The following is a 22479-nucleotide window of genomic DNA, read 5'->3' on the forward strand; positions in this document are numbered from 1 at the left end:
ATCAGACTATCAGCGTAGCCCATGAAAGCTGGTAGATTAATGACAAACATCATGCGGTAGATAGAAAACTGCGTTTCCGCAAAAAAATTTCAGCAATCTTACGCGAAAATTTGAAGATTGCCTTGTCGTAATATGGCTCAGGCCTCTTCCCAAAGGCGCATTCCGCTTCCGGAGAGGTGTAAAACGGCGTCAGAATAGCCGGAGTCATCTTTAAAGACAAAAATAATTGAAGGTTGTTACGTAAAGTTGTGTCTTTATAACTATTTTTTAATTTTTGCAGCATTAGTTGAGGTGAGCTATGGCGAATGAATCTGGCAGTACCAATTGGTTTCGGATGTTTCAGCGCGGCCAACACTATATGAAGACCTGGCCTGCTGATAAGCGCCTGGCCCCCGTGTTCCCGGAAAACCGGGTTTCATCGGCAACGCGTTTTGCCATTCGTTTTATGCCACCTCTGGCGATTTTTACGCTGACCTGGCAGATCGCGATGGGCGGTCAGTTAGGCCCGGCGGTGGCGACCGCGCTGTTTGCCTGCAGCCTGCCGATGCAGGGACTGTGGTGGCTGGGCAAGCGTTCAGTAACGCCACTGCCGCCCACTCTGCTTAACTGGTTTCATGAAGTGCGTATCCGGCTGGAAGAAGCAGGGCAGGCGATAGCCCCGGTCGAAGGCAAGCCAACTTATCAGGCGCTGGCCGATCTGCTGAAGCGGGCATTTAAACAGCTCGACCGTACTTTCCTCGACGATCTCTGACCTATCCCGGGCTGGCGGTAAAATAGTTACCGCTAACCTGCGGCCAAATCAAAGAAAGGCGATACGGCGATTTCCGTGTTGCTAACGCTGTGCAATCATTTCTCCATTGTTGATTAACTGAGCGGTCTCTGACCGGGAGTGAATGATGGAAATGACCCATGCACAGCGTTTGATTCTCACCAACCAGTACAAAATCATGGCCATGCTTGAGCCAGAAAATGCTGAACGTTTTCGCCGTTACCAGACCATCATCGAACGCGGTTATGCGCTGCAGATGCGTGAGCTGGACAAGGAGTTTGGCGAACTCAGCGAGGCGATCTGCCGGACGGTGATCGACATTATGGAGATGCATCACGCGCTCCACGTCTCCTGGTCGAACCTGAAAGATAAAGGTCAGCTGGAAGAGCGCCGTCTCGCCTTTCTGGGCTTTGATGCGGCAACCGAGGCACGCCTGCTGGGCTACGTCCGTTTTATGGTCAATACCGAAGGGCGCTATACCCACTTCGATTCCGGCACGCATGGTTTTAATGCGCAGACCCCGATGTGGGAAAAGTATCAACGCATGTTAGCTTTGTGGCAGACTTGTCCGCGCCAGTACCATTTAAGTGCAAACGAAATTGCGCAAGTGATTAATGCCTGATGAGGAGGAGTGCGTGACCTACAGAGGTTTTCTATTTGATTTAGACGGCACGCTGGTGGATTCATTGCCAGCGGTTGAACGAGCCTGGAGCCAGTGGGGTGCCCGTCATGGCATCGCCGCTGATGAGATCCTGGATTTCATCCATGGTAAACAGGCGATTACCTCTCTGCGTCATTTCATGGCAGGCCAGTCGGAAGAGGCTATCCAGGCGGAGTTTGTTGCGCTGGAGCAGGCTGAAGCGGCGGACACCGACGGTGTGCAGGCGCTGCCAGGTGCCAGTGCGCTGCTGAACCGGCTGAACGAACTGGAGATTCCCTGGGCGATAGTGACCTCAGGCTCAGTGCCGGTTGCTCATGCTCGTCATAAAGCCGCAGGCTTACCCAGGCCTGCCGTGTTTATTACCGCTGAGCAGGTGGCGAAAGGCAAACCTGAACCCGATCCCTATCTGCTTGGCGCGAAGAAGCTGGGATTACCGGCAACATCGTGCGTGGTGGCAGAAGATGCCCCCGCCGGAATTTTATCCGGCCTGAACGCGGGCTGTACGGTGATTGCTATCAACCCCCCGGCGGAGACACCGCGTCTGGATGACGTGGCGCTTAAGCTCGACTCACTGGCATCGCTGGTGGTCACCCGCGAATCCGACGGCAGCTTTACCTTCAGTCAGCAGGCTTAAGGGGCGGCCCGGCGGCCAGACCGTCGGGCTTACAGTGGCGTATCCTGTGAGATCTCATCCAGCGACAGGCTGAAGCTCGGAATAAATACCTCAACGAAGTAATCCATCTCCGGCGAACGCCGCTGCGCTAACGTCTTTTCCAGTCGCGCTTTGGCCAGTAAAAATTCGTTATTCCCGGCAGACAACTCCTCAAGACACTTAACGTAGGCGCAGAGTGCATCCGCCTGTTTCACAACGGCCTGTTCCTCTTCACTGTGCAGATGCTCATCAATCAGCGGGCGATAGATTGCCTGAAACTCTTCCGGCAGCATCTCAATCAGCTTCTGCTGGGCAATCTTCTCGATTTTTTTATATTCGTGAGCAATCTGCGCGTTGTAATACTTAACGGGCGTCGGTAAATCGCCGGTGAGCACTTCGCTGGCATCGTGATAAAGCGCCAGCATGGCAATGCGATCGGCATTAAGCGACCCGCTGAACTTAAGATTTTTGATCACCGCCAGGGCGTGCGCCACCATGGCGACCTGCAGGCTGTGTTCAGAGACATTTTCGGTGCGCACGTTGCGCATCAGCGGCCAGCGATTGATCAGCTTAAGACGGGAGAGGTGAGCAAAGAAGTGGCTTTGTGTCATGCGCGTTCCTGTTGGCAGGCAGGGGAGAGACCGGCTCTCCCCAAATAGCGTCAGTATACGCGGGCGGGATTACTGACGATAGCCTTGCAGGAAACGACCAAATTTATTAATCGCCATCTCCAGATCATCGACGCGAGGCAGCGTAACGATGCGCAGGTGATCGGGCCACGGCCAGTTAAAAGCACTGCCCTGAACCAGCAACACTTTCTCCTGTAACAGAAAATCCAGCACCATCTTCTGATCGTCAAAGATGTTGAATTTTTTGGCATCGATTTTCGGGAACATATAGAGCGCGCCCTGCGGCTTCATACAGCTGACGCCAGGAATATCGTTAATCAACTCCCAGGCGCGCTGGCGCTGTTCATAGAGACGACCGCCAGGCATGATAAATTCGCTGATGCTCTGATAACCGCCCAGTGCCGTCTGAATCGCATGCTGCGCCGGTACGTTGGCACACAGTCGCATCGAGGCGAGCATTTCCAGCCCTTCGATGTAGCCTTTCGCATGTTTCTTCGGCCCGTTCAGTACCATCCAGCCCTGACGGAAACCAGCCACGCGATAGGTTTTGGAGAGGCCATTGAACGTCACGGTCAGCAGATCGGGTGCCAGCGCCGCGATGCAGTGGTGTTGTGCGTCATCGTAGAGGATCTTGTCGTAGATCTCGTCGGCGAAAATGATCAGGTTATGCTGACGCGCAATTTCAACCACCTCTAACAGCAGTTCTTTGCTGTAGACGGCACCGGTAGGGTTATTCGGGTTGATAATGACGATGCCGCGGGTGCGGGGCGTTATCTTGCTGCGAATATCATCCAGGTCAGGGAACCAGCCAGCTGACTCGTCACAAAGATAGTGCACCGCTTTACCGCTGGAGAGGGAAACCGCAGCCGTCCATAACGGATAGTCGGGAGCCGGCACCAGCATTTCGTCGCCGCTGTTCAGTAAGGCCTGCATCGCCTGCACGATAAGCTCTGACACACCGTTGCCGATGTAGATATCTTCTACCGTGACATCGCGCATGTCGCGTGCCTGGTAGTGCTGCATGATCGCTTTACGGGCGGAATAGAGACCCTTGGAGTCGCAATAGCCCTGCGAGCTGGGAAGGTTACGAATAACATCGACCAGGATCTCATCCGGTGCTTCGAAACCAAACGGCGCCGGGTTGCCGATGTTCAGCTTCAGAACTTTATTACCTTCTTCTTCGAGGCGTTTAGCCTCTTTCAATACCGGGCCACGGATGTCATAGCAGACGTTATCGAGTTTTCCGGATTTATCAATTTGAAAAGTCATTGTTACCGCCTTAATGGGCAGAATCCTTTTGGCTGCCGCAGAATTCGAACCAGCACAATGTACTCTCCTGACGGTCACAAAAGAAGGGTGCCGCCCCGTTTTGGCGGGTTCAACACCTTTTTGCACAGTGCGCAGCGTAAAAAATAAGGGTTAAAGCCGGATGTGGTTAATAATCCCATAAATAGTGATTAAGGCAGGATTTAAATGTGCACAAAGCACTGCTGAGCCAACATCTGGCTCTGACATTAAGAAAGCTATGCGTACGTTATCGAAATAACCGTTTTCTTTGCACCTGAAATATACCCTTAGAGAAATAGTTAAAGGATATTTTATAAATGTTCATTTTATGGACGATTTTATAACGTGCGTAATGATTACGCCTTAACGCTGCTTAAGAGTGCTGTGTTTAAGGCCTTGTGATCGCCGGAAAAGTATCAAAAGAAGCCTTTAAGATGGCTCGCTAATCGCAGGATAGTGAGCACTACTTAACACTTCTTCACTAAATTTCAGAACGTTGAAGGCTTAAAAAGTGATCAATAATGTGGCATAAGGGTCCGGAAATGCGTTTGCCTCAAAATTTACAGCGCTTTTCACAAAATCATTTCCATTTTGAAGTCAAAAATGATTAAGTATAATTTATTATTTAGTGCACTAAGCCGCTTCGTCTTAATGGCCCGCAAAGTGCGATTTTTAGCCCGCCCGATTCTTTCAGGTGGGAATAAGACAACTACGCAGCTTCCTGCATTTGCGCACCCAGCGCCATCGGTTCAGAAGTTGTATCTGTCTTAATAACACTGTGACCCCTTCAGGTGAGTCAACAGTGCAGGTACCACATAAAAATTTTTTTTGTGTCAGTCTTCACACAGGACTGTCATTAAGCACCATTACTGCTTATCACTTTGATAAGCTTGTAATAACACCAGGGTAGTAGTTCGTAAAAATCTTATAAGTGAAGAAAAAACATGACTAATGCAAATCGTCCGATACTGAATCTCGACCTCGATCTGCTGAGAACCTTCGTTGCCGTTGCGGATTTGAATACCTTTGCGGCAGCCGCTGCAGCGGTCTGCAGAACCCAGTCAGCAGTCAGTCAGCAGATGCAGCGTCTGGAGCAATTGGTAGGTAAAGAGCTGTTTGCCAGACATGGACGTAATAAGCTTCTGACAGAGCACGGTATCCAGCTTTTAGGCTATGCGAGAAAAATTCTTCGTTTTAACGACGAAGCCTGCACGTCTCTGATGTACAGCAACATTCAGGGCGTTCTGACCATTGGTGCCTCTGATGACACCTCTGACACTATTCTGCCGTTCCTGCTAAACCGCGTGACCTCGGTTTATCCGAAACTGGCAATCGATGTGCGGGTTAAACGTAATCCATTTATGATGGAAATGCTCAATCAGGGTGAAGTGGACCTGGTTGTGACGACGTCCAGCCCGGGTAACTTTACCTATCAGGTTCTGCGTACTTCACCTACCTTGTGGTACTGCGCAGCGGACTACATCTTCCAGCGCGGCGAAGCCATTCCATTGGTACTGCTGGATGAGCCAAGTCCTTATCGTGATATGGCCATTGATCATCTTAATGAAGCCGGTATTCCGTGGCGTATTTCTTACGTCGCGTCAACGCTGGCTGCAGTGCGAGCTGCGGTGAAAGCCGGTCTGGGTGTGACTGCACGTCCGGTTGAGATGATGAGTCCGGAACTGCGTGTTATGGGTGCAGCTGAAGGCCTGCCGGTTCTGCCAGATACGCAGTATCTGCTGTGCCGTAATCCTGACAGCGATAATGAACTGGCACTGGCTATCTTCAATGCCATGCAGTCCACCAATGATCCGTATAACCTGAGCAACAATCCAGACGGTACATTGCTGCTGGATGACGAAGAGTAGTTTCGCTAACGTGTTGTACCCAACACCCGCGTCATTGCCTTAACAAACGCTTATAAATGAGCCTCTCCTTCTCTGAACAGAACGAGAGGCTTTTTTTATCTCTGACCCTCTTCAGAGGCTCTCCGCCTGCCACTTCCCCTGATGTCATCCCCTCACTGCGTTTCACGCGCTAAAAAACTGAAATCTGCCATCCACCTGAATGAACCATTTGTTCCGTATTGTCCTGCTGGCTGGAGAAAATTAACGCAAAAAGGGCAAAAGTGTGCTCTGGATCAAGAAAATACCCCTGATAAGGGGAAGGAAAACAGAGGCATACCTGTCAAAATATGTTTGTTAAATGCACGATCCATGCGTGTGAATACCCGCTACACTAAAATTAACCCTACAGACTGAAGCGATTTAGCTGGAAAGCGGGGCATCATTTGTTAATAATATGATGCAGGTGTGAAATAATGTTTGGATACTTTTGTCAAAGTTGACAAAAGGTTATAGAAAGGAGTAAAAAACCCCATTAATTAGCTGTTTATTGCCTGATAACAGCGACATTTATAAGGTTTTTACCCTTCCCTTGAATCGATGTGGTCAGTTTGCTGCGGGAAACGCGTGCAGGATGCCAGCGCCACTTTTGATGAGTAAGCAATGAGTATGTCAACAACCACCGAAATCATCGCTCAGCACTGGGCGTTTATCGTATTTATCGTTATTGCCTTTGGCCTGTGTGCTTTCATGCTGACCGGAGGATGGCTGCTTGGCGGCAGAGCACGCGCCCGCTACAAAGACACGCCATTCGAATCGGGCATTGAATCCGTTGGTGATACCCATATCCGCCTGTCGGCGAAATTTTATCTGGTTGCGATGTTTTTCGTCATCTTTGACGTCGAAGCCCTCTTTTTATACGCATGGGCGACTTCAATCCGTGAAAGCGGTTGGATCGGCTTTGTGGAAGCCGCAATTTTCATTTTGGTGCTCCTGGCGGGTCTGGTCTATCTGGTACGCATTGGCGCACTGGACTGGGCGCCAGCACGCCGTCGCGTAGTGGTGAAAACGACTACGGTCAGCCACACCAATCCTCATAAGCAGTAAAAGAGAGGCAATAAGATGGACTATACGCTCACCCGCATAGACCCGAACGGTGGTGAGAACGACCGTTATCCTCTGCAAAAGCAGGAAATCGTCAGCGATCCGCTGGAGCAGCACGTTCATCGCAGCGTTTATATGGGCAAACTCGAAAATGCCCTGCATGACATGGTGAACTGGGGACGTAAAAACTCCCTCTGGCCGTATAACTTTGGCCTGTCCTGTTGTTACGTAGAGATGACAACATCGTTTACCGCCGTTCACGACGTGGCACGTTTTGGTGCGGAAGTGATGCGCGCCTCGCCACGTCAGGCGGATTTCATGGTGATTGCCGGTACGCCGTTTACCAAAATGGCCCCGGTTATTCAGCGTTTGTACGATCAGATGCTGGAGCCAAAATGGGTGATCTCCATGGGGGCCTGCGCCAACTCGGGCGGCATGTATGACATCTATTCGGTGGTGCAGGGCGTCGATAAATTCCTGCCGGTAGATGTCTATATTCCTGGCTGCCCGCCACGTCCTGAAGCCTACATGCAGGCACTGCTGCTGTTGCAGGAGTCGATCGGCAAAGAGCGCCGTCCGCTTTCATGGGTTGTCGGCGACCAGGGCGTTTACCGCGCCAACATGCCTTCAGAGCGTGAAAGAAAACGCGGCGAGCGCATCGCAGTCACAAACCTGCGCAGCCCGGACGAAGTCTAAAACCGTATGGATGGAAAACAGCGCCTGCAGCAGAACATCACAATTTAATGCATGGCCCCATCCTGACGCCTTCATTTGAGTGCCTGAGACCAGGCCGGAATGGTGAGTAACGTATGACAGATTTGACCACGCAAGATCTCGCTCAGCCTTCATGGCAAACCCGTGATCACCTTGATGACCCGGTGATCGGCGAGTTGCGTAACCGTTTTGGGCCGGATGCCTTCACTGTACAGCCAACCCGCACCGGCATTCCGGTGGTCTGGGTTAAGCGTGAACAGATACTGGAAATTACCGAGTTCCTGCGTAAATTACCGAAGCCGTACGTCATGCTGTATGACCTGCATGGCGTGGATGAGCGTTTACGTACCCACCGTGCAGGCCTGCCTGCGGCGGACTTTTCCGTTTTCTACCACCTGCTGTCGATTGAGCGTAATCGCGACATCATGCTCAAGGTGGCACTCTCTGAAAACGATATGCATCTGCCGACCATTACCCGTCTTTTCCCGAATGCCAACTGGTATGAGCGTGAAACGTGGGAGATGTTTGGTATCACCTTTGATGGTCACCCGCACCTGACGCGCATCATGATGCCGTCGACGTGGGAAGGCCATCCGCTGCGTAAAGATTACCCGGCGCGCGCCACCGAATTCGATCCTTTCACGCTGACTAAGCAGAAAGAAGATTTAGAGATGGAGGCGCTGACCTTTAAGCCTGAAGACTGGGGTATGAAGCGCAGCACCACCAACGAAGACTTCATGTTCCTGAACCTCGGGCCTAACCACCCGTCGGCGCACGGTGCGTTCCGCATCATTCTGCAGCTGGATGGTGAAGAGATTGTCGACTGCGTGCCTGACATCGGTTATCACCATCGTGGTGCCGAAAAGATGGGCGAGCGTCAGTCCTGGCACAGCTATATTCCTTACACTGACCGTATCGAGTACCTCGGCGGCTGCGTAAACGAAATGCCTTACGTGCTGGCGGTGGAAAAACTAGCCGGTATCGTAGTGCCCGATCGCGTTAACGTGATCCGCGTGATGCTCTCCGAGCTGTTCCGCATTAACAGCCATCTGCTCTATATCTCGACCTTTATTCAGGACGTCGGTGCTATGACACCGGTGTTCTTTGCCTTTACCGATCGCCAGAAAATCTATGACGTGGTTGAAGCCATTACCGGTTTCCGTATGCACCCCGCCTGGTTCCGTATCGGTGGTGTCGCGCATGACCTGCCGCGTGGATGGGAACGTCTGCTGCGTGACTTCCTGGACTGGATGCCGAAGCGTCTGAAGGAATATGACAAAGCGGCACTGCGTAACACCGTGCTGATTGGTCGTTCCAAAGGCGTTGCTGCGTACAACATGGAAGAGGCGCTGGCGTGGGGTACCACCGGTGCCGGTCTGCGTGCAACCGGTCTCGACTTTGACGTGCGCAAATGGCGTCCATACTCCGGCTACGAAAACTTCGATTTCGAAATCCCGGTCGGCGATGGCGTTAGCGATGCTTACAGCCGTGTTCAGCTGAAGATGGAAGAGATGTGGCAGTCGCTGCGTATTCTTGAGCAGTGTCTCAACAATATGCCAGAGGGTCCGTTCAAAGCGGATCACCCGCTGACCACGCCGCCACCGAAAGAGCGTACGCTGCAGCACATTGAAACGCTGATCACCCACTTCCTGCAGGTTTCGTGGGGACCGGTGATGCCAGCCAACGAATCGTTCCAGATGATTGAAGCGACGAAAGGGATCAACAGCTACTACCTGACCAGCGATGGCAGCACCATGAGCTACCGCACCCGCGTGCGTACGCCGAGCTTCCCGCATCTGCAGCAGATTCCTTCAGTAATCCGTGGCAGCCTGGTATCCGACCTGATCGTATATCTGGGTAGTATCGATTTTGTTATGTCAGACGTGGACCGCTAAATTATGCACGATCAACACATTGCCATTAAAACGATCGACCCTAACGAGGTCTTCGTGCTGAGCGCGGAAGAGCATCACGCCATTGAGCACGAAAAACACCACTACGAAGATGCGCGTGCAGCCTCGATTGAAGCGCTGAAGATCGTGCAGAAACAGCGCGGCTGGGTGCCGGACGGCGCGATCAACGCGATTGCCGACGTCCTGGGTATCCCGGCGAGTGATGTTGAAGGTGTGGCGACGTTTTACAGCCAGATCTTCCGCCAGCCGGTTGGCCGCCATGTGATCCGTTACTGTGACAGCGTGGTCTGTCACATCACCGGTTATCAGGGCATCCAGTCCGCACTGGAGCAGCAGCTGAATATCAAACCGGGTCAGACGACCTCTGATGGCCGCTTTACGCTGCTGCCGACCTGCTGCCTGGGCAACTGCGACAAGGGCCCAACGATGATGGTGGATGAAGACACGCATGTGCATCTGACGCCGGAAGGCATCCCTTCTTTGCTGGAGCAGTATCAATGACAATTAAACAGATCATTCGTACTGCTGAAACCCATCCGCTGACCTGGCGGATGCGTGACGATAAGCAACCTGTCTGGCTTGACGAATACCGCAGCAAAAACGGCTATGCCGGTGCGGAAAAAGCGCTGAAAAGCATGTCACAGGATGAAATCGTCGCAGCAGTCAAAGATTCCGGCCTGAAAGGGCGCGGCGGTGCGGGCTTCTCTACCGGTCTGAAGTGGAGCCTGATGCCGAAAGATGAGTCGATGAACATCCGTTACCTGCTGTGTAACGCCGATGAGATGGAGCCAGGCACCTATAAAGACCGCCTGCTGATGGAGCAGATGCCGCACCAGCTGGTGGAAGGCATGCTCATCAGCGCCTTTGCGCTGAAGGCCTACCGTGGCTATATCTTCTTACGTGGCGAATACATTGAAGCGGCGGTGCATCTGCGCCGTGCGATTGCTGAAGCGACGGAAGCGGGCTATCTCGGTAAAAATATTCTCGGTACCGGCTTCGACTTCGAGTTGATCGTCCACACCGGCGCAGGGCGTTATATCTGCGGCGAAGAGACGGCGCTGATTAACTCACTGGAAGGCCGTCGTGCTAACCCGCGTTCCAAACCGCCATTCCCGGCGAGTGCAGGCGCGTGGGGCAAACCGACCTGCGTGAACAACGTGGAAACCCTCTCCAACGTGCCAGCGATCCTGGCCAACGGCGTGGAGTGGTACAAAAACATCTCTAAAAGCGAAGATGCCGGAACCAAAATGATGGGCTTCTCCGGACGGGTTAAAAATCCCGGCGTCTGGGAACTGCCATTCGGTATCACCGCGCGTGAAATCCTTGAAGATTATGCGGGCGGCATGCGTGACGGACTGAAGTTCAAAGCCTGGCAGCCGGGCGGGGCAGGGACCGACTTCCTGACCGACCAGCATCTGGATCTGCCGATGGAATTTGTCAGCATCGGCAAAGCGGGCAGCCGTCTCGGTACCGCGCTGGCGATGGCCGTCGATCACGAGATCAATATGGTCTCGCTGGTCCGTAACCTGGAAGAGTTCTTTGCCCGTGAGTCGTGCGGCTGGTGTACACCGTGTCGCGATGGCCTGCCGTGGAGCGTAAAAATTCTGCGTGCGCTGGAGCAGAAACAGGGACAGCCAGGGGATATTGAAACCCTGCTGCAACTCTGCCGTCAGCTTGGTCCGGGTAAAACCTTCTGCGCGCATGCGCCGGGTGCGGTTGAGCCGTTGCAGAGTGCAATTAAATATTTCCGTGAAGAGTTTGAAGCTGGCATGGCACCGCAGGTGTTTGGCAATACCCGCGCCATTGGCGGGATCCAGCCAAACCTGCTGAAAGCGCGCTGGTAATTCACCAAAGAATACGGAACAGGCCTGGTGCCGCCGCCCCGACAATGTCGTGCGTCGGGGCAAGAATATGATTAACGCTCGTCTCTGACGAGCCTTACGGAAGCATGTCACTATGGCTACAATTCATGTAGACGGTAAAGAGTATGATGTGAACGGAGCGGACAACCTGCTACAGGCATGTCTCTCTCTGGGCCTTGATATTCCTTACTTTTGCTGGCATCCGGCGCTGGGAAGCGTTGGGGCCTGCCGCCAGTGTGCGGTAAAGCAATTCCAGAATGCCGAAGATACCCGCGGTCGTCTTGTCATGTCCTGCATGACACCGGCCTCTGACGGCACATTCATCTCCATCGATGATGGCGAAGCGAAAGAGTTCCGCGAAAGCGTGGTGGAGTGGCTGATGACCAACCACCCGCACGACTGTCCGGTGTGTGAAGAGGGCGGTAACTGTCATCTGCAGGATATGACAGTAATGACCGGCCACAGCTTCCGCCGCTATCGCTTCACCAAACGTACTCACCGTAATCAGGATCTCGGCCCGTTCATCTCCCACGAGATGAACCGCTGTATCGCCTGTTACCGCTGTGTGCGTTACTACAAAGATTATGCCGATGGCAAAGATCTGGGTGTCTACGGCGCGCATGACAACGTCTACTTTGGTCGCCCGGAAGATGGCACGCTTGAGAGCGAGTTCTCTGGCAACCTGGTTGAAATCTGCCCGACCGGCGTCTTCACCGACAAAACCCACTCTGAACGCTATAACCGTAAATGGGATATGCAGTTTGCACCGAGCATCTGCCAGCAGTGCAGCGTCGGCTGTAACACCAGTCCGGGTGAGCGTTATGGTGAGTTACGCCGTATCGAAAACCGCTATAACGGCACCGTAAACCACTACTTCCTGTGTGACCGTGGCCGCTTTGGCTATGGCTACGTGAACCGCAAAGATCGTCCACGTCAGCCGATGCTGCTGCGCGGCAACGACTGGGTCACGCTGAATGCAGAGCAGGCGGTCAATGCCGGTGCAGATTTACTGCGTCAGGCGAAGAAAGTGATCGGTATCGGCTCACCGCGCGCCAGCATTGAAAGTAACTTTGCCCTGCGTGAACTGGTGGGTGCAGAGAACTTCTCAACCGGCATGCCAGCGGATGAGCAGGCCCGTCTGGAACTGATGCTGAAAGTCCTGCGTGAGGGCGGAATCTATACGCCATCGCTGCGTGAAATTGAAAGCTACGATGCGGTGCTGGTGCTGGGTGAAGATCTGACACAGGTGGGCGCACGTGTAGCACTCTCTGTTCGCCAGGCAGTGAAAGGTAAAGCGCGTGATATGGCCGCGGCGCAGAAAGTCGCAGACTGGCAGATCGCCGCCATCATGAACATCGGTCAGAACGCCAAACATCCGCTGTTTGTAACCCACGTTGATGAAACCCGTCTGGATGATATCGCGGCGTGGAGCTATCGTGCGCCGGTCGAAGATCAGGCGCGCCTCGGCTTCGCTATCGCCAGTGCGCTGGATGAATCTGCGCCAGCAGTCACCGATTTCGACAGCAAACTCAACGGAAAAATGGATGTTGTCGTTCAGGCGCTGGCCGGAGCGAAAAAGCCATTAATCATCTCCGGTACGCACTCAGGCAGCAGCGCAGTCATTGAAGCCGCGGCTAACGTGGCGAAAGCCCTGAAGGCACGTGGTGCAGATGTCGGCATTACGCTGCTGGCGGGCCACGCCAACAGCATCGGTCTGGGCATGATCGGCGGTAATCCGCTGGAGCATGCGCTGGAACAGCTGAGCAACGGCGAAGCCGATGCGCTGGTCGTGCTGGAAAATGATCTCTATCGCCATGCACCGAAAGCCGTGGTGGATGCGGCGCTGGCCCAGACCACAAACGTGATTGTGGTTGATCATCAGCGTACCGCCACGCTTGAGAAAGCGGGCCTGGTGTTATCTACCGCCAGCTTCGCTGAAAGTGATGGTACGTCGATCAACCATGAAGGCCGCGCACAGCGCTTCTTCCAGGTTTATGACCCTGCTTATTACGACAACAACATTGTAATGCTCGAAAGCTGGCGCTGGCTGCACTCGCTGCACAGCACGCTGGAAAGCCGTCACGTGGACTGGACGCAGCTCGATCACGTGATCGATGCCGTAGTTACCCGCCTGCCACAGCTGGCGGGCATTAAAGACGCGGCGCCTGATGCCAGCTTCCGTATTCGTGGTCAGAAACTGGCGCGTTCTCCGATCCGTAACAGCGGACGTACTGCGATGCGCGCGAATATCAGCGTTCACGAACCGCGTCAGCCACAGGATCAGGACACCATGTTCGCCTTCTCCATGGAAGGGAACAACCAGCCATCGGCTCCGCGTTCGCAGATTCCATTTGCCTGGGCGCCAGGCTGGAACTCACCGCAGGCGTGGAACAAGTTCCAGGTGGAAGTGGGCGGCAAACTGCGTCATGGCGATCCAGGCGTGCGCCTGTTTGAAGCCAGCAGTAGTGAGTTGCCGTGGTTCACGACCGTGCCTGAAGCCTTTGTCAGTGATGCGCAGTGGCGTGTGGCGCCTCTCCACCGGTTGTTCGGTAGCGAAGAGATGTCACAGCGTTCACCGGTCTTCCAGCAGCGTATGGCTGAGCCTGCCCTGGTGATTAACCCGGAGGATGCAGCCAGACTGGGCGTCAACAATGGCGCAGCGGTTGAGTTCAGCTGTGCCGGTGAGACAGTGCGTCTGCCGGTCCGTTTCTCGGCGTCACTGCAGGCGGGACAGATTGGTCTGCCGCTGGGTATGCCGGGCGTTCCGCCATTCCTGGCGAACGGTAAAATCGATACTCTGCAGGAGGCGGCGCAATGAGCTGGTTAACACCGGACGTTATCGACATTCTGCTGGCCATTGTTAAAGCCATCGTGATTCTGCTGGTGGTTGTGGCCTGCGGCGCGTTCATGAGCTTCGCCGAGCGTCGTCTGCTCGGCCTGTTCCAGAACCGTTACGGACCCAACCGCGTAGGCTGGGGCGGCTCGCTCCAGCTGGTCGCGGACATGATCAAAATGTTCTTTAAAGAGGACTGGGTCCCGCCGTTTACCGACCGCTTTATCTTTACCCTTGCGCCGGTTATCGCCTTTGTTTCCCTGCTGCTGGCCTTTGCTATCGTGCCGGTGTCGCCCACCTGGATGGTGACAGACCTGAATATCGGTCTGCTGTTCTTCCTGATGATGGCGGGCCTTGCGGTCTACGCGGTGCTGTTTGCCGGCTGGTCGAGTAATAACAAATACTCGCTGCTGGGTGCGATGCGCGCCTCAGCGCAGACCCTGAGCTACGAAGTGTTTCTGGGGCTGTCGCTGATGGGTGTAGTGGCGCAGGCGGGCTCGTTCAACATGAACGATATCGTCAACAGCCAGACGCATCTGTGGAACATCATTCCGCAGTTCTTCGGTTTCGTGACCTTCTGTATTGCTGGCGTGGCGGTGTGTCACCGTCATCCGTTTGACCAGCCAGAAGCGGAGCAGGAACTGGCGGACGGTTATCACATTGAATATGCCGGTATGAAGTTCGGCCTGTTCTTTGTCGGCGAATATGTGGCGATTACCACCGTTTCAGCGCTGATCGTAACGCTGTTCTTTGGTGGCTGGCACGGACCTTTCCTGCCGCCGTTCATCTGGTTCGCCCTGAAAACGGCGTTCTTTATGATGATGTTCATCCTGATTCGTGCTGCGCTTCCGCGTCCACGCTACGACCAGGTGCTGTCATTCGGCTGGAAAGTGTGTCTGCCGTTGACGCTGTTGAACCTGCTGGCGACTGCCGCAGTGATTCTCTACACAGCGCCGTAAGGGGTTAACAAATGACTTTGAAAGATATTGTCGTAGGTTTTGGCACGACAGTTCGCAGTATCTGGCTGATCGGGCTGCACGCCTTCGCCAAACGTGAAACTCAGATGTACCCGGAAGAGCCGGTTTATCTGCCACCACGCTATCGTGGCCGTATCGTGTTAACCCGCGATCCGGATGGTCAGGAGCGTTGCGTCGCCTGTAACCTGTGTGCGGTTGCCTGTCCGGTGGGCTGTATTTCACTGCAGAAAGCCGAAACCAAAGATGGCCGCTGGTACCCGGAGTTCTTCCGCATCAACTTCTCACGCTGCATCTTCTGCGGCATGTGTGAAGAAGCCTGTCCGACCACGGCGATTCAGCTGACTCCCGATTTCGAACTGGGTGAGTTTAAGCGTCAGGATCTGGTGTATGAGAAGGACGATCTGCTGATTTCGGGACCGGGTAAATATCCGGAGTACAACTTCTACCGCATGGCAGGTATGGCGATTGACGGTAAAGATAAGGGCGAAGCGGAAAACGAAGCCAAGCCTATCGACGTCAAAGGCTTATTACCTTAAGGAGCAAGGCATGGAATTTGCGTTTTATCTTTGCGGACTGGTGGCGGTGCTGACGACGTTGCGCGTCATTACCCACACTAATCCGGTACATGCGTTGCTGTACCTGATCGTTTCGCTGTTATCGATCGCGGGCGTCTTCTTCTCGATGGGGGCCTATTTTGCGGGTGCGCTGGAGATTATCGTTTACGCCGGTGCCATCATGGTGCTGTTCGTCTTCGTGGTCATGATGCTGAACCTGGGCAAACAGACTGAGAAGCAGGAGCGCGAGTGGCTCAGCCCGTCACTGTGGATTGGCCCGGGCATCGTTTCATTACTGCTGCTGGTGGTGATGATCTACGCCATCCTGACAGCCAATGACCAGGGCATTGATGGCACCATCATCGACGCCAAAGCGGTCGGCATCAGCCTGTTTGGTCCTTACGTACTGGCGGTCGAACTGGCCTCTATGCTGCTGCTGGCGGGTCTGGTCGTGGCGTTCCATATCGGTCGTGAAGAGCGTCAGGGCGAAGTCCTGAGTAACCGTAATGCTGACGCCGCTCAGGTGAAAAAGGAGAACGCATGATCCCGTTACAACATGGATTGATTCTTGCTGCCGTGCTGTTTGTCCTTGGACTGACGTCGCTGGTGATACGCCGCAATCTGCTGTTTATGCTGATCGGCCTTGAAATCATGATCAACGCCGCCGCCTTAGCCCTGGTGGTTGCCGGGAGCTATTGGGGTCAGGCCGATGGACAGGTGATGTATATCCTGGCGATCAGCCTGGCGGCAGCGGAAGCCAGTATTGGTCTGGCACTGCTGCTTCAGCTCTATCGTCGTCGTCAGACGCTGAACATTGATACTGTGAGCGAGATGCGCGGATGAATCTTCTCTATTTAACTGTCTTGTTTCCGCTGATTGGCTTTCTGCTGTTAGCGTTTTCCCGCGGTCGCTGGTCAGAGAACCTGTCGGCCACGGTAGGTATGGGATCGGTGGGTCTGGCAGCACTGACGACATTGATGCTCGGTTTCGAGTTCTTCGCCAGTGGTCAGCAAGCCTACACCCAGTCACTCTGGACCTGGATGCATGTCGGCAACTTCGACATGAAGGTGAACCTGACGCTGGACGGCCTGTCGCTGACCATGCTGTCGGTGGTAACCGGCGTCGGCTTCTTCATTCACATGTTCGCCTCCTGGTACATGCGTGGAGAAGAGGGTTACTCCCGCTTCTTCGCCTATACCAACCTGTTTATCGCCAGCATGGTTGTTCTGGTGCTGGCCGATAACCTGATGCTGATGTATCTGGGCTGGGAAGGGGTAGGGCTTTGCTCTTATCTGCTGATCGGCTTCTATTACAGCAATCCGGAAAACGGCAAAGCGGCGATGAAAGCCTTCATCATCACCCGCGTGGGCGACGTCTTCCTGGCATTTGGCCTGTTCATTCTCTACAACGAGCTGGGCACGCTGAACTTCCGCGAGATGATGGAACTGGCACCGGCGCACTTTGCCGCTGACAACCATATGCTGCAGTGGGCAACGCTGATGCTGCTGGGCGGCGCGGTCGGTAAATCGGCACAGCTGCCGTTACAGACCTGGCTGGCAGATGCGATGGCAGGTCCGACACCGGTTTCGGCTCTGATCCACGCCGCGACCATGGTGACGGCGGGTGTTTACCTGATTGCCCGCAGTCACGGTCTCTTCCTGCTGACGCCGGAAGTGCTGCATCTGGTTGGCATCATCGGGGCCATTACCCTGGTGCTGGCAGGCTTTGCCGCGCTGGTGCAGACCGACATTAAACGTGTTCTCGCTTACTCCACCATGAGCCAGATTGGCTACATGTTCCTGGCGCTGGGTGTTCAGGCGTGGGATGCGGCGATTTTCCATCTGATGACGCACGCCTTCTTTAAAGCATTACTGTTCCTCTCCTCGGGTTCAGTGATTCTGGCCTGCCATCACGAACAGAACATCTTCAAAATGGGTGGTCTGCGTAAGAGCATTCCGCTGGTCTACACCTGCTTCCTGGTTGGCGGCGCGGCGCTGGCGGCACTGCCGCTGATTACGGCGGGCTTCTACAGTAAAGATGAGATTCTGTTTGGTGCACTGGCTAACGGCCACATCAATCTGATGGTTGCGGGTCTGGTAGGGGCGTTCCTGACCTCTATCTATACCTTCCGCATGATCTTCATCGTGTTCCACGGCGAAGAGAAAATTCATGCGCATGCCGGTAAAGGCATCACCCATCATCTGCCGCTGATTGTGCTGCTGCTGCTCTCTACCTTCATTGGTGCGCTGATTACGCCACCGCTAGCGGGCGTACTGCCAGCCAATGAGTTTGGTGAAGCGGGCAAAGTGGGACTGGAAATCACCTCGGGCGTCGTAGCGATTGTCGGCATTCTGATCGCTGCCGCACTGTGGCTGGGCAAACGTGAGCTGGTTACCCGTATCGCAAACAGTGCGCCAGGCCGCTTCTTCGGCACCTGGTGGTTTGCGGCCTGGGGCTTCGACTGGCTCTACGATAAAGTGTTCGTCAAACCTTATCTGGGTATTGCGTGGCTGCTGAAGCGCGACCCACTGAATGGCCTGATGAACCTGCCTGCGCTGCTGTCACGCATTGCCAACAAAGGCCTTGTGGTCAGTGAGAACGGCTACCTGCGCTGGTACGTTGCGTCAATGAGCCTGGGTGCCGTACTGGTGCTGGCTCTGCTGCTGGTGATTTAAAGATTGATGAGCGGGGCAGGTTAGCTAATCTGCCCATTGAGAATGTCAAAAATTGTCCTGAGCAAGGGCGTTATCGTCGCGGCCAGTTTGGTTACCGCCAGCGCACAGCAACCGGAGCATACCGAGGTATGTGAGGATTGCGAGCACTGCCGGGAAGCAAAATGGCAAGTAAGATAGCCCGAACTAAGACAAAGAAAAGGGAAGTGTGCCGTGTTATTACCTTGGCTAATTATCATACCCTTCGTCGGCGGTCTGATCTGCTGGCTCACTGAGCGCCTTGGCGCGAAGGTGCCACGCTGGATCGCGCTGATCACCATGGGGCTGACGTTGGCGCTTTCGCTGCAACTCTGGTTGCAGGGAGGCTATTCACTGACGCAGGCAGCGGGCATTCCGCAGTGGCAGTCAAGTTTCTCCGTTCCGTGGATCCCACGCTTCGGCATCAGCTTCCATTTAGCCATCGATGGCCTCTCGCTGCTGATGGTGGTGCTGACCGGCCTGCTCGGTCTGATGGCGGTGCTCTGTTCATGGAATGAGATCTCAAAGTATCAGGGCTTCTTCCATCTGAACCTGATGTGGATCCTGGGCGGCGTAATCGGTGTGTTCCTCTCCATCGATCTGTTCCTGTTCTTCTTCTTCTGGGAAATGATGCTGGTGCCGATGTACTTCCTCATCGCGCTCTGGGGTCATAAAGCATCGGACGGTAAAACCCGTATTTCCGCCGCGACCAAATTCTTCATCTATACCCAGGCTTCGGGTCTGGTGATGCTGATTGCGATTCTGGGCCTGGTGTTTGTTCACTACAACGCGACCGGCGTGTGGACATTCAACTACGAACAGCTGCTGCAGACGCCAATGTCGAGCGGTGTTGAATATCTGCTGATGCTGGGCTTCTTTATCGCCTTTGCGGTGAAGATGCCGGTAGTACCGTTGCACGGCTGGCTGCCGGATGCGCACAGTCAGGCGCCAACAGCCGGTTCTGTTGACCTGGCGGGTATCCTGCTGAAAACCGCGGCGTACGGCTTACTGCGTTTCAGTCTGCCGCTGTTCCCGAACGCGTCGGCCGAGTTTGCGCCAATCGCCATGTGGTTAGGCATCATCGGTATCTTCTACGGTGCGTGGATGGCCTTCTCGCAGACCGACATCAAGCGTCTGATTGCTTACACCTCGATTTCGCACATGGGCTTTGTACTGATTGCCATCTACACCGGCAGCCAGCTGGCGCTGCAGGGTGCGGTGATCCAGATGATTGCGCACGGTCTGTCTGCTGCTGCACTCTTCATTCTGTGTGGTCAGCTGTATGAGCGTCTGCATACCCGTGATATGCGTCAGATGGGCGGCCTGTGGTCGCGCATCAAATGGATTCCGGGTCTGTCGCTCTTCTTTGCTGTTGCCAACCTCGGTATGCCGGGCACCGGTAACTTCGTCGGCGAATTTATGATTCTGACCGGCAGCTTCCAGGTGGTGCCGATGATTATCATCATCGCAACCTTTGGTCTGGTGTTCGCCTCGATTTACTCGCTGGTGATGATGCAGCGCGCTTACTATGGCGAAGCGAAATCGAAAGATCCGCTGCCAGGCATGTCACCGCGTGAGTTTATGACCATCGGTGTTCTGGTGGTGCTGCTGGTGCTGCTGGGCGTCTATCCACAGCCGATTCTGGATACTTCGCACGCTGCCATGAGCAATATTCAGCAGTGGTTTACCGCTTCAATTTCAACTACAAGGCCGTAATTCGCCATGACAATAACTCCTCACCAATTGATTGCGTTGCTACCGCTGTTAATCGTCGGATTGACGGTGGTGGTTGTGATGCTGTCCATTGCCTGGCGACGCAACCACTTCGTTAACGCCACGCTAACGGTAGTTGGCCTGAACCTGGCGCTGCTCTCGCTCTACTTTGTCGGTCAGGTGGGGGCGATGGATGTCACGCCGCTGCTGCGCGTCGATGGCTATTCGATGTTCTATACCGCGCTGGTGATGCTGGCGAGCCTGGCGACCTGTACCTTTGCCTATCCATGGCTGGCGGGTTACCCGGACAACAAAGATGAGTTCTACCTGCTGGTGCTGATTGCGGCGCTGGGTGGCATCGTGCTGGCCAGTGCAAACCATCTGGCCTCGCTGTTCATCGGCATTGAGCTACTGTCGCTGCCGCTGTTTGGTCTGATTGGCTACGCTTTCCGTCAGAAACGTTCGCTGGAAGCGGCGCTGAAATACACCATTCTTTCCGCAGCGGCCTCATCGTTCCTGCTGTTTGGTATCGCGCTAATCTACGCCGACTCCGGTAACCTGAGCTTCGTTGCGCTGGGTCAGAGCCTGACTGACAGCATGATCCACGAGCCACTGCTGCTGGTGGGTCTGGGCATGATGATTATCGGTCTGGGCTTCAAGCTCTCACTGGTTCCGTTCCACCTCTGGACCCCCGATGTTTATCAGGGTGCGCCTGCGCCGGTTTCAACCTTCCTGGCGACCGCCAGCAAGATTGCGATCTTCGGTGTCATCATGCGTCTGTTCATGTATGCGCCGGTGACTGACAGCGAAGCGGTGCGAACCGTGCTGGCCATGATCGCCTTTGTGTCGATTCTGTTCGGTAACCTGATGGCGATTTCGCAGAGCAACATCAAGCGTCTGCTGGGTTACTCCTCTATCGCCCACCTCGGTTATCTGCTGGTGGCGCTGATTGCGGTGAAAGATCATCAGCTGTCGCTGGAAACCTCCGGTGTTTACCTGGCAGGTTATCTGTTCAGCAGCCTGGGTGCCTTTGGTGTGGTGAGTCTGATGTCCAGCCCGTATCGTGGCCCGGATGCCGATTCGCTCTACTCTTATCGCGGTCTGTTCTGGCATCGTCCTATCCTGTCAGCCGTGATGACGGTGATGATGCTGTCGCTGGCGGGTATTCCGATGACGCTGGGCTTTATCGGTAAATTCTACGTGATCGCTTCAGGTGTGAGTGCGCACCTGTGGTGGCTGACCGGTGCAGTGGTCGCGGGTAGTGCGATTGGCCTCTACTACTATCTGCGCGTGACGGTAAGTCTTTACCTCAGCCCGCCGGAACTGCATACCCGTGATACCCCGGCGAACTGGGCATTTACGGCCGGTGGTGTGGTGGTTCTGATCTCTGCCATTCTGGTGCTGCTGTTAGGGGTTTACCCGCAGCCGCTCATCAGACTGGTGCAGATGGCTCAGCCACTGATGTAAGCAGATGACTGCAACTGATGAATCAGGCCTCCGGGCCTGATTTTTTTTGCCTGTCAGACGCGGTGACCAGCAGGTGCTGGCGACACCACACTGAGGTAGAGTGTTTTGTTTAGCAAGGAGAGACCATGAACATTGACTGGCAGGATAAACATCATAGTGAACTCACCGCTCCGGAACTCTATGCGCTGCTGGCGTTGCGCAGCGCCGTGTTCGTGGTCGAACAGCAGTGTGCTTACCTTGATGTGGATGGCAAAGATTTGCAGGCGGAAAACCGGCATCTGCTGGGCATGGCGGATGACCAGCTGGTGGCTTATGCGCGACTTATCACGCCAGAGGATGAGACCAGCCCGGTGAAGATCGGGCGGGTGATCGTGTCAGATCGGGTTCGCGGTGCGCGTCTGGGCAATCGTCTGATGGAGCAGGCGATCAGCAGTTGTCAGCAGCACTGGCCGGGCCGGGACATGTTTCTCTCCGCGCAGGCGCATCTGGAAAACTTCTATGGCCAGCATGGCTTTGTGGCGGTGGGGGAGAACTACCTGGAAGATGGCATCCCGCACGTCGATATGCTGAAGAACGCGCCATAAAAAAGGCGAGGCCTGAGCCTCGCCTCATACTGCCGACAAACTCAGGTCAGAGTGAAACTGACAGCAACCTCTCAACTCAACGCGAAGGAAACACGGTCAGAGGAGGAAAGCGTCCCGCGCCAGGACGGCGCGGGCCGAGCATGTCATGGATGACGGCTTTTGCGACTTTCCGATCTGATCGTGTTCCCTGAGCAGGCTCGCTCTCATCGCAAATTGGTGCAGACTT

Annotated in this window: 21 protein-coding genes; 18 read left to right on the top strand and 3 right to left on the bottom strand. The window is 54.6% G+C overall.

What is annotated here, in order from left to right; all coding sequences use genetic code 11:
- Positions 1-49: 49 nt before the first annotated feature.
- The gene (locus PU624_RS09910) at positions 50-355 is read right to left on the bottom strand and encodes a hypothetical protein (RefSeq protein WP_283548063.1); all 306 of its coding nucleotides are present in this window, start codon (positions 353-355) and stop codon (positions 50-52) included.
- Here PU624_RS09910 and yfbV point away from each other — a divergent pair.
- From yfbV to PU624_RS09925, 3 genes are all read left to right on the top strand, one after another.
- Positions 299-751 carry a terminus macrodomain insulation protein YfbV gene (gene yfbV / locus PU624_RS09915; protein WP_283547479.1) on the top strand — a complete coding sequence of 151 codons (453 nt, stop codon included), beginning with the start codon at positions 299-301 and terminating at the stop codon, positions 749-751. The genes PU624_RS09910 and yfbV overlap by 57 nt on opposite strands.
- Positions 752-896: 145 nt before the next feature.
- Entirely contained in the window at positions 897-1391 is a 495-nt protein-coding gene (locus PU624_RS09920; RefSeq protein WP_033783734.1) for a YfbU family protein, read from the top strand.
- Between the two features lie 13 nt (positions 1392-1404).
- On the top strand, positions 1405-2064 hold the full coding sequence (locus tag PU624_RS09925) for a sugar phosphatase (RefSeq protein ID WP_283547480.1): 660 nt from the start codon (positions 1405-1407) through the stop codon (positions 2062-2064).
- Positions 2065-2093: 29 nt separating this feature from the next.
- Here PU624_RS09925 and yfbR read toward each other — a convergent pair whose 3' ends face one another.
- Entirely contained in the window at positions 2094-2693 is a 600-nt protein-coding gene (gene yfbR, locus PU624_RS09930; RefSeq protein WP_013358577.1) for a 5'-deoxynucleotidase, read from the bottom strand.
- Between the two features lie 69 nt (positions 2694-2762).
- Entirely contained in the window at positions 2763-3980 is a 1218-nt protein-coding gene (locus tag PU624_RS09935; protein ID WP_283547481.1) for a pyridoxal phosphate-dependent aminotransferase, read from the bottom strand.
- A gap of 962 nt (positions 3981-4942) precedes the next feature.
- Here PU624_RS09935 and lrhA point away from each other — a divergent pair.
- The 15 genes from lrhA (at position 4943) to PU624_RS10010 (ending at position 22253) form a co-directional block, all read left to right on the top strand.
- Positions 4943-5866, top strand: coding sequence for a transcriptional regulator LrhA (gene lrhA / locus PU624_RS09940; protein WP_013358575.1), 924 nt, complete (start codon positions 4943-4945; stop codon positions 5864-5866).
- 639 nt (positions 5867-6505) lie between these two features.
- Entirely contained in the window at positions 6506-6949 is a 444-nt protein-coding gene (locus tag PU624_RS09945) for an NADH-quinone oxidoreductase subunit A (RefSeq protein WP_010258058.1), read from the top strand.
- A gap of 15 nt (positions 6950-6964) precedes the next feature.
- A complete protein-coding gene (locus tag PU624_RS09950; protein ID WP_003854245.1) occupies positions 6965-7642 on the top strand; it encodes a NuoB/complex I 20 kDa subunit family protein in 678 nt (225 codons plus the stop codon).
- Positions 7643-7755: 113 nt separating this feature from the next.
- Positions 7756-9555: an NADH-quinone oxidoreductase subunit C/D gene (gene nuoC, locus PU624_RS09955; protein WP_008926471.1), complete on the top strand. Its 1800-nt coding sequence runs from the start codon at positions 7756-7758 to the stop codon at positions 9553-9555.
- A gap of 3 nt (positions 9556-9558) precedes the next feature.
- Positions 9559-10074, top strand: coding sequence for an NADH-quinone oxidoreductase subunit NuoE (gene nuoE, locus PU624_RS09960; RefSeq protein ID WP_283547482.1), 516 nt, complete (start codon positions 9559-9561; stop codon positions 10072-10074).
- 2 nt (positions 10075-10076) lie between these two features.
- Positions 10077-11417 carry an NADH-quinone oxidoreductase subunit NuoF gene (gene nuoF, locus PU624_RS09965; protein WP_283547965.1) on the top strand — a complete coding sequence of 447 codons (1341 nt, stop codon included), beginning with the start codon at positions 10077-10079 and terminating at the stop codon, positions 11415-11417.
- Between the two features lie 112 nt (positions 11418-11529).
- On the top strand, positions 11530-14253 hold the full coding sequence (gene nuoG, locus PU624_RS09970) for an NADH-quinone oxidoreductase subunit NuoG (protein ID WP_283547483.1): 2724 nt from the start codon (positions 11530-11532) through the stop codon (positions 14251-14253).
- A complete protein-coding gene (nuoH, locus tag PU624_RS09975) occupies positions 14250-15227 on the top strand; it encodes an NADH-quinone oxidoreductase subunit NuoH (RefSeq protein ID WP_003854240.1) in 978 nt (325 codons plus the stop codon). Before nuoG ends, nuoH begins: the two co-directional genes overlap by 4 nt.
- A gap of 11 nt (positions 15228-15238) precedes the next feature.
- Positions 15239-15781: an NADH-quinone oxidoreductase subunit NuoI gene (nuoI, locus tag PU624_RS09980; RefSeq protein WP_003854239.1), complete on the top strand. Its 543-nt coding sequence runs from the start codon at positions 15239-15241 to the stop codon at positions 15779-15781.
- 10 nt (positions 15782-15791) lie between these two features.
- Positions 15792-16343, top strand: coding sequence for an NADH-quinone oxidoreductase subunit J (gene nuoJ, locus PU624_RS09985; protein WP_003854237.1), 552 nt, complete (start codon positions 15792-15794; stop codon positions 16341-16343).
- A complete protein-coding gene (gene nuoK, locus PU624_RS09990; protein ID WP_003854236.1) occupies positions 16340-16642 on the top strand; it encodes an NADH-quinone oxidoreductase subunit NuoK in 303 nt (100 codons plus the stop codon). The genes nuoJ and nuoK overlap by 4 nt, the downstream gene beginning before the upstream one ends.
- Positions 16639-18474 carry an NADH-quinone oxidoreductase subunit L gene (gene nuoL, locus PU624_RS09995; protein WP_283547484.1) on the top strand — a complete coding sequence of 612 codons (1836 nt, stop codon included), beginning with the start codon at positions 16639-16641 and terminating at the stop codon, positions 18472-18474. Before nuoK ends, nuoL begins: the two co-directional genes overlap by 4 nt.
- Positions 18475-18684: 210 nt before the next feature.
- Positions 18685-20205, top strand: a complete 1521-nt coding sequence (nuoM, locus tag PU624_RS10000) for an NADH-quinone oxidoreductase subunit M (protein ID WP_010258081.1) — start codon at positions 18685-18687, stop codon at positions 20203-20205.
- A 6-nt stretch (positions 20206-20211) separates the two neighbouring features.
- A complete protein-coding gene (gene nuoN, locus PU624_RS10005; protein WP_003854230.1) occupies positions 20212-21669 on the top strand; it encodes an NADH-quinone oxidoreductase subunit NuoN in 1458 nt (485 codons plus the stop codon).
- Positions 21670-21794: 125 nt separating this feature from the next.
- Entirely contained in the window at positions 21795-22253 is a 459-nt protein-coding gene (locus PU624_RS10010) for a GNAT family N-acetyltransferase (protein ID WP_283547485.1), read from the top strand.
- Positions 22254-22479 lie beyond the last annotated feature (226 nt).

Origin of the sequence: Pantoea sp. Lij88, assembly GCF_030062155.1 — a bacterium.
Lineage (GTDB): Bacteria > Pseudomonadota > Gammaproteobacteria > Enterobacterales > Enterobacteriaceae > Pantoea.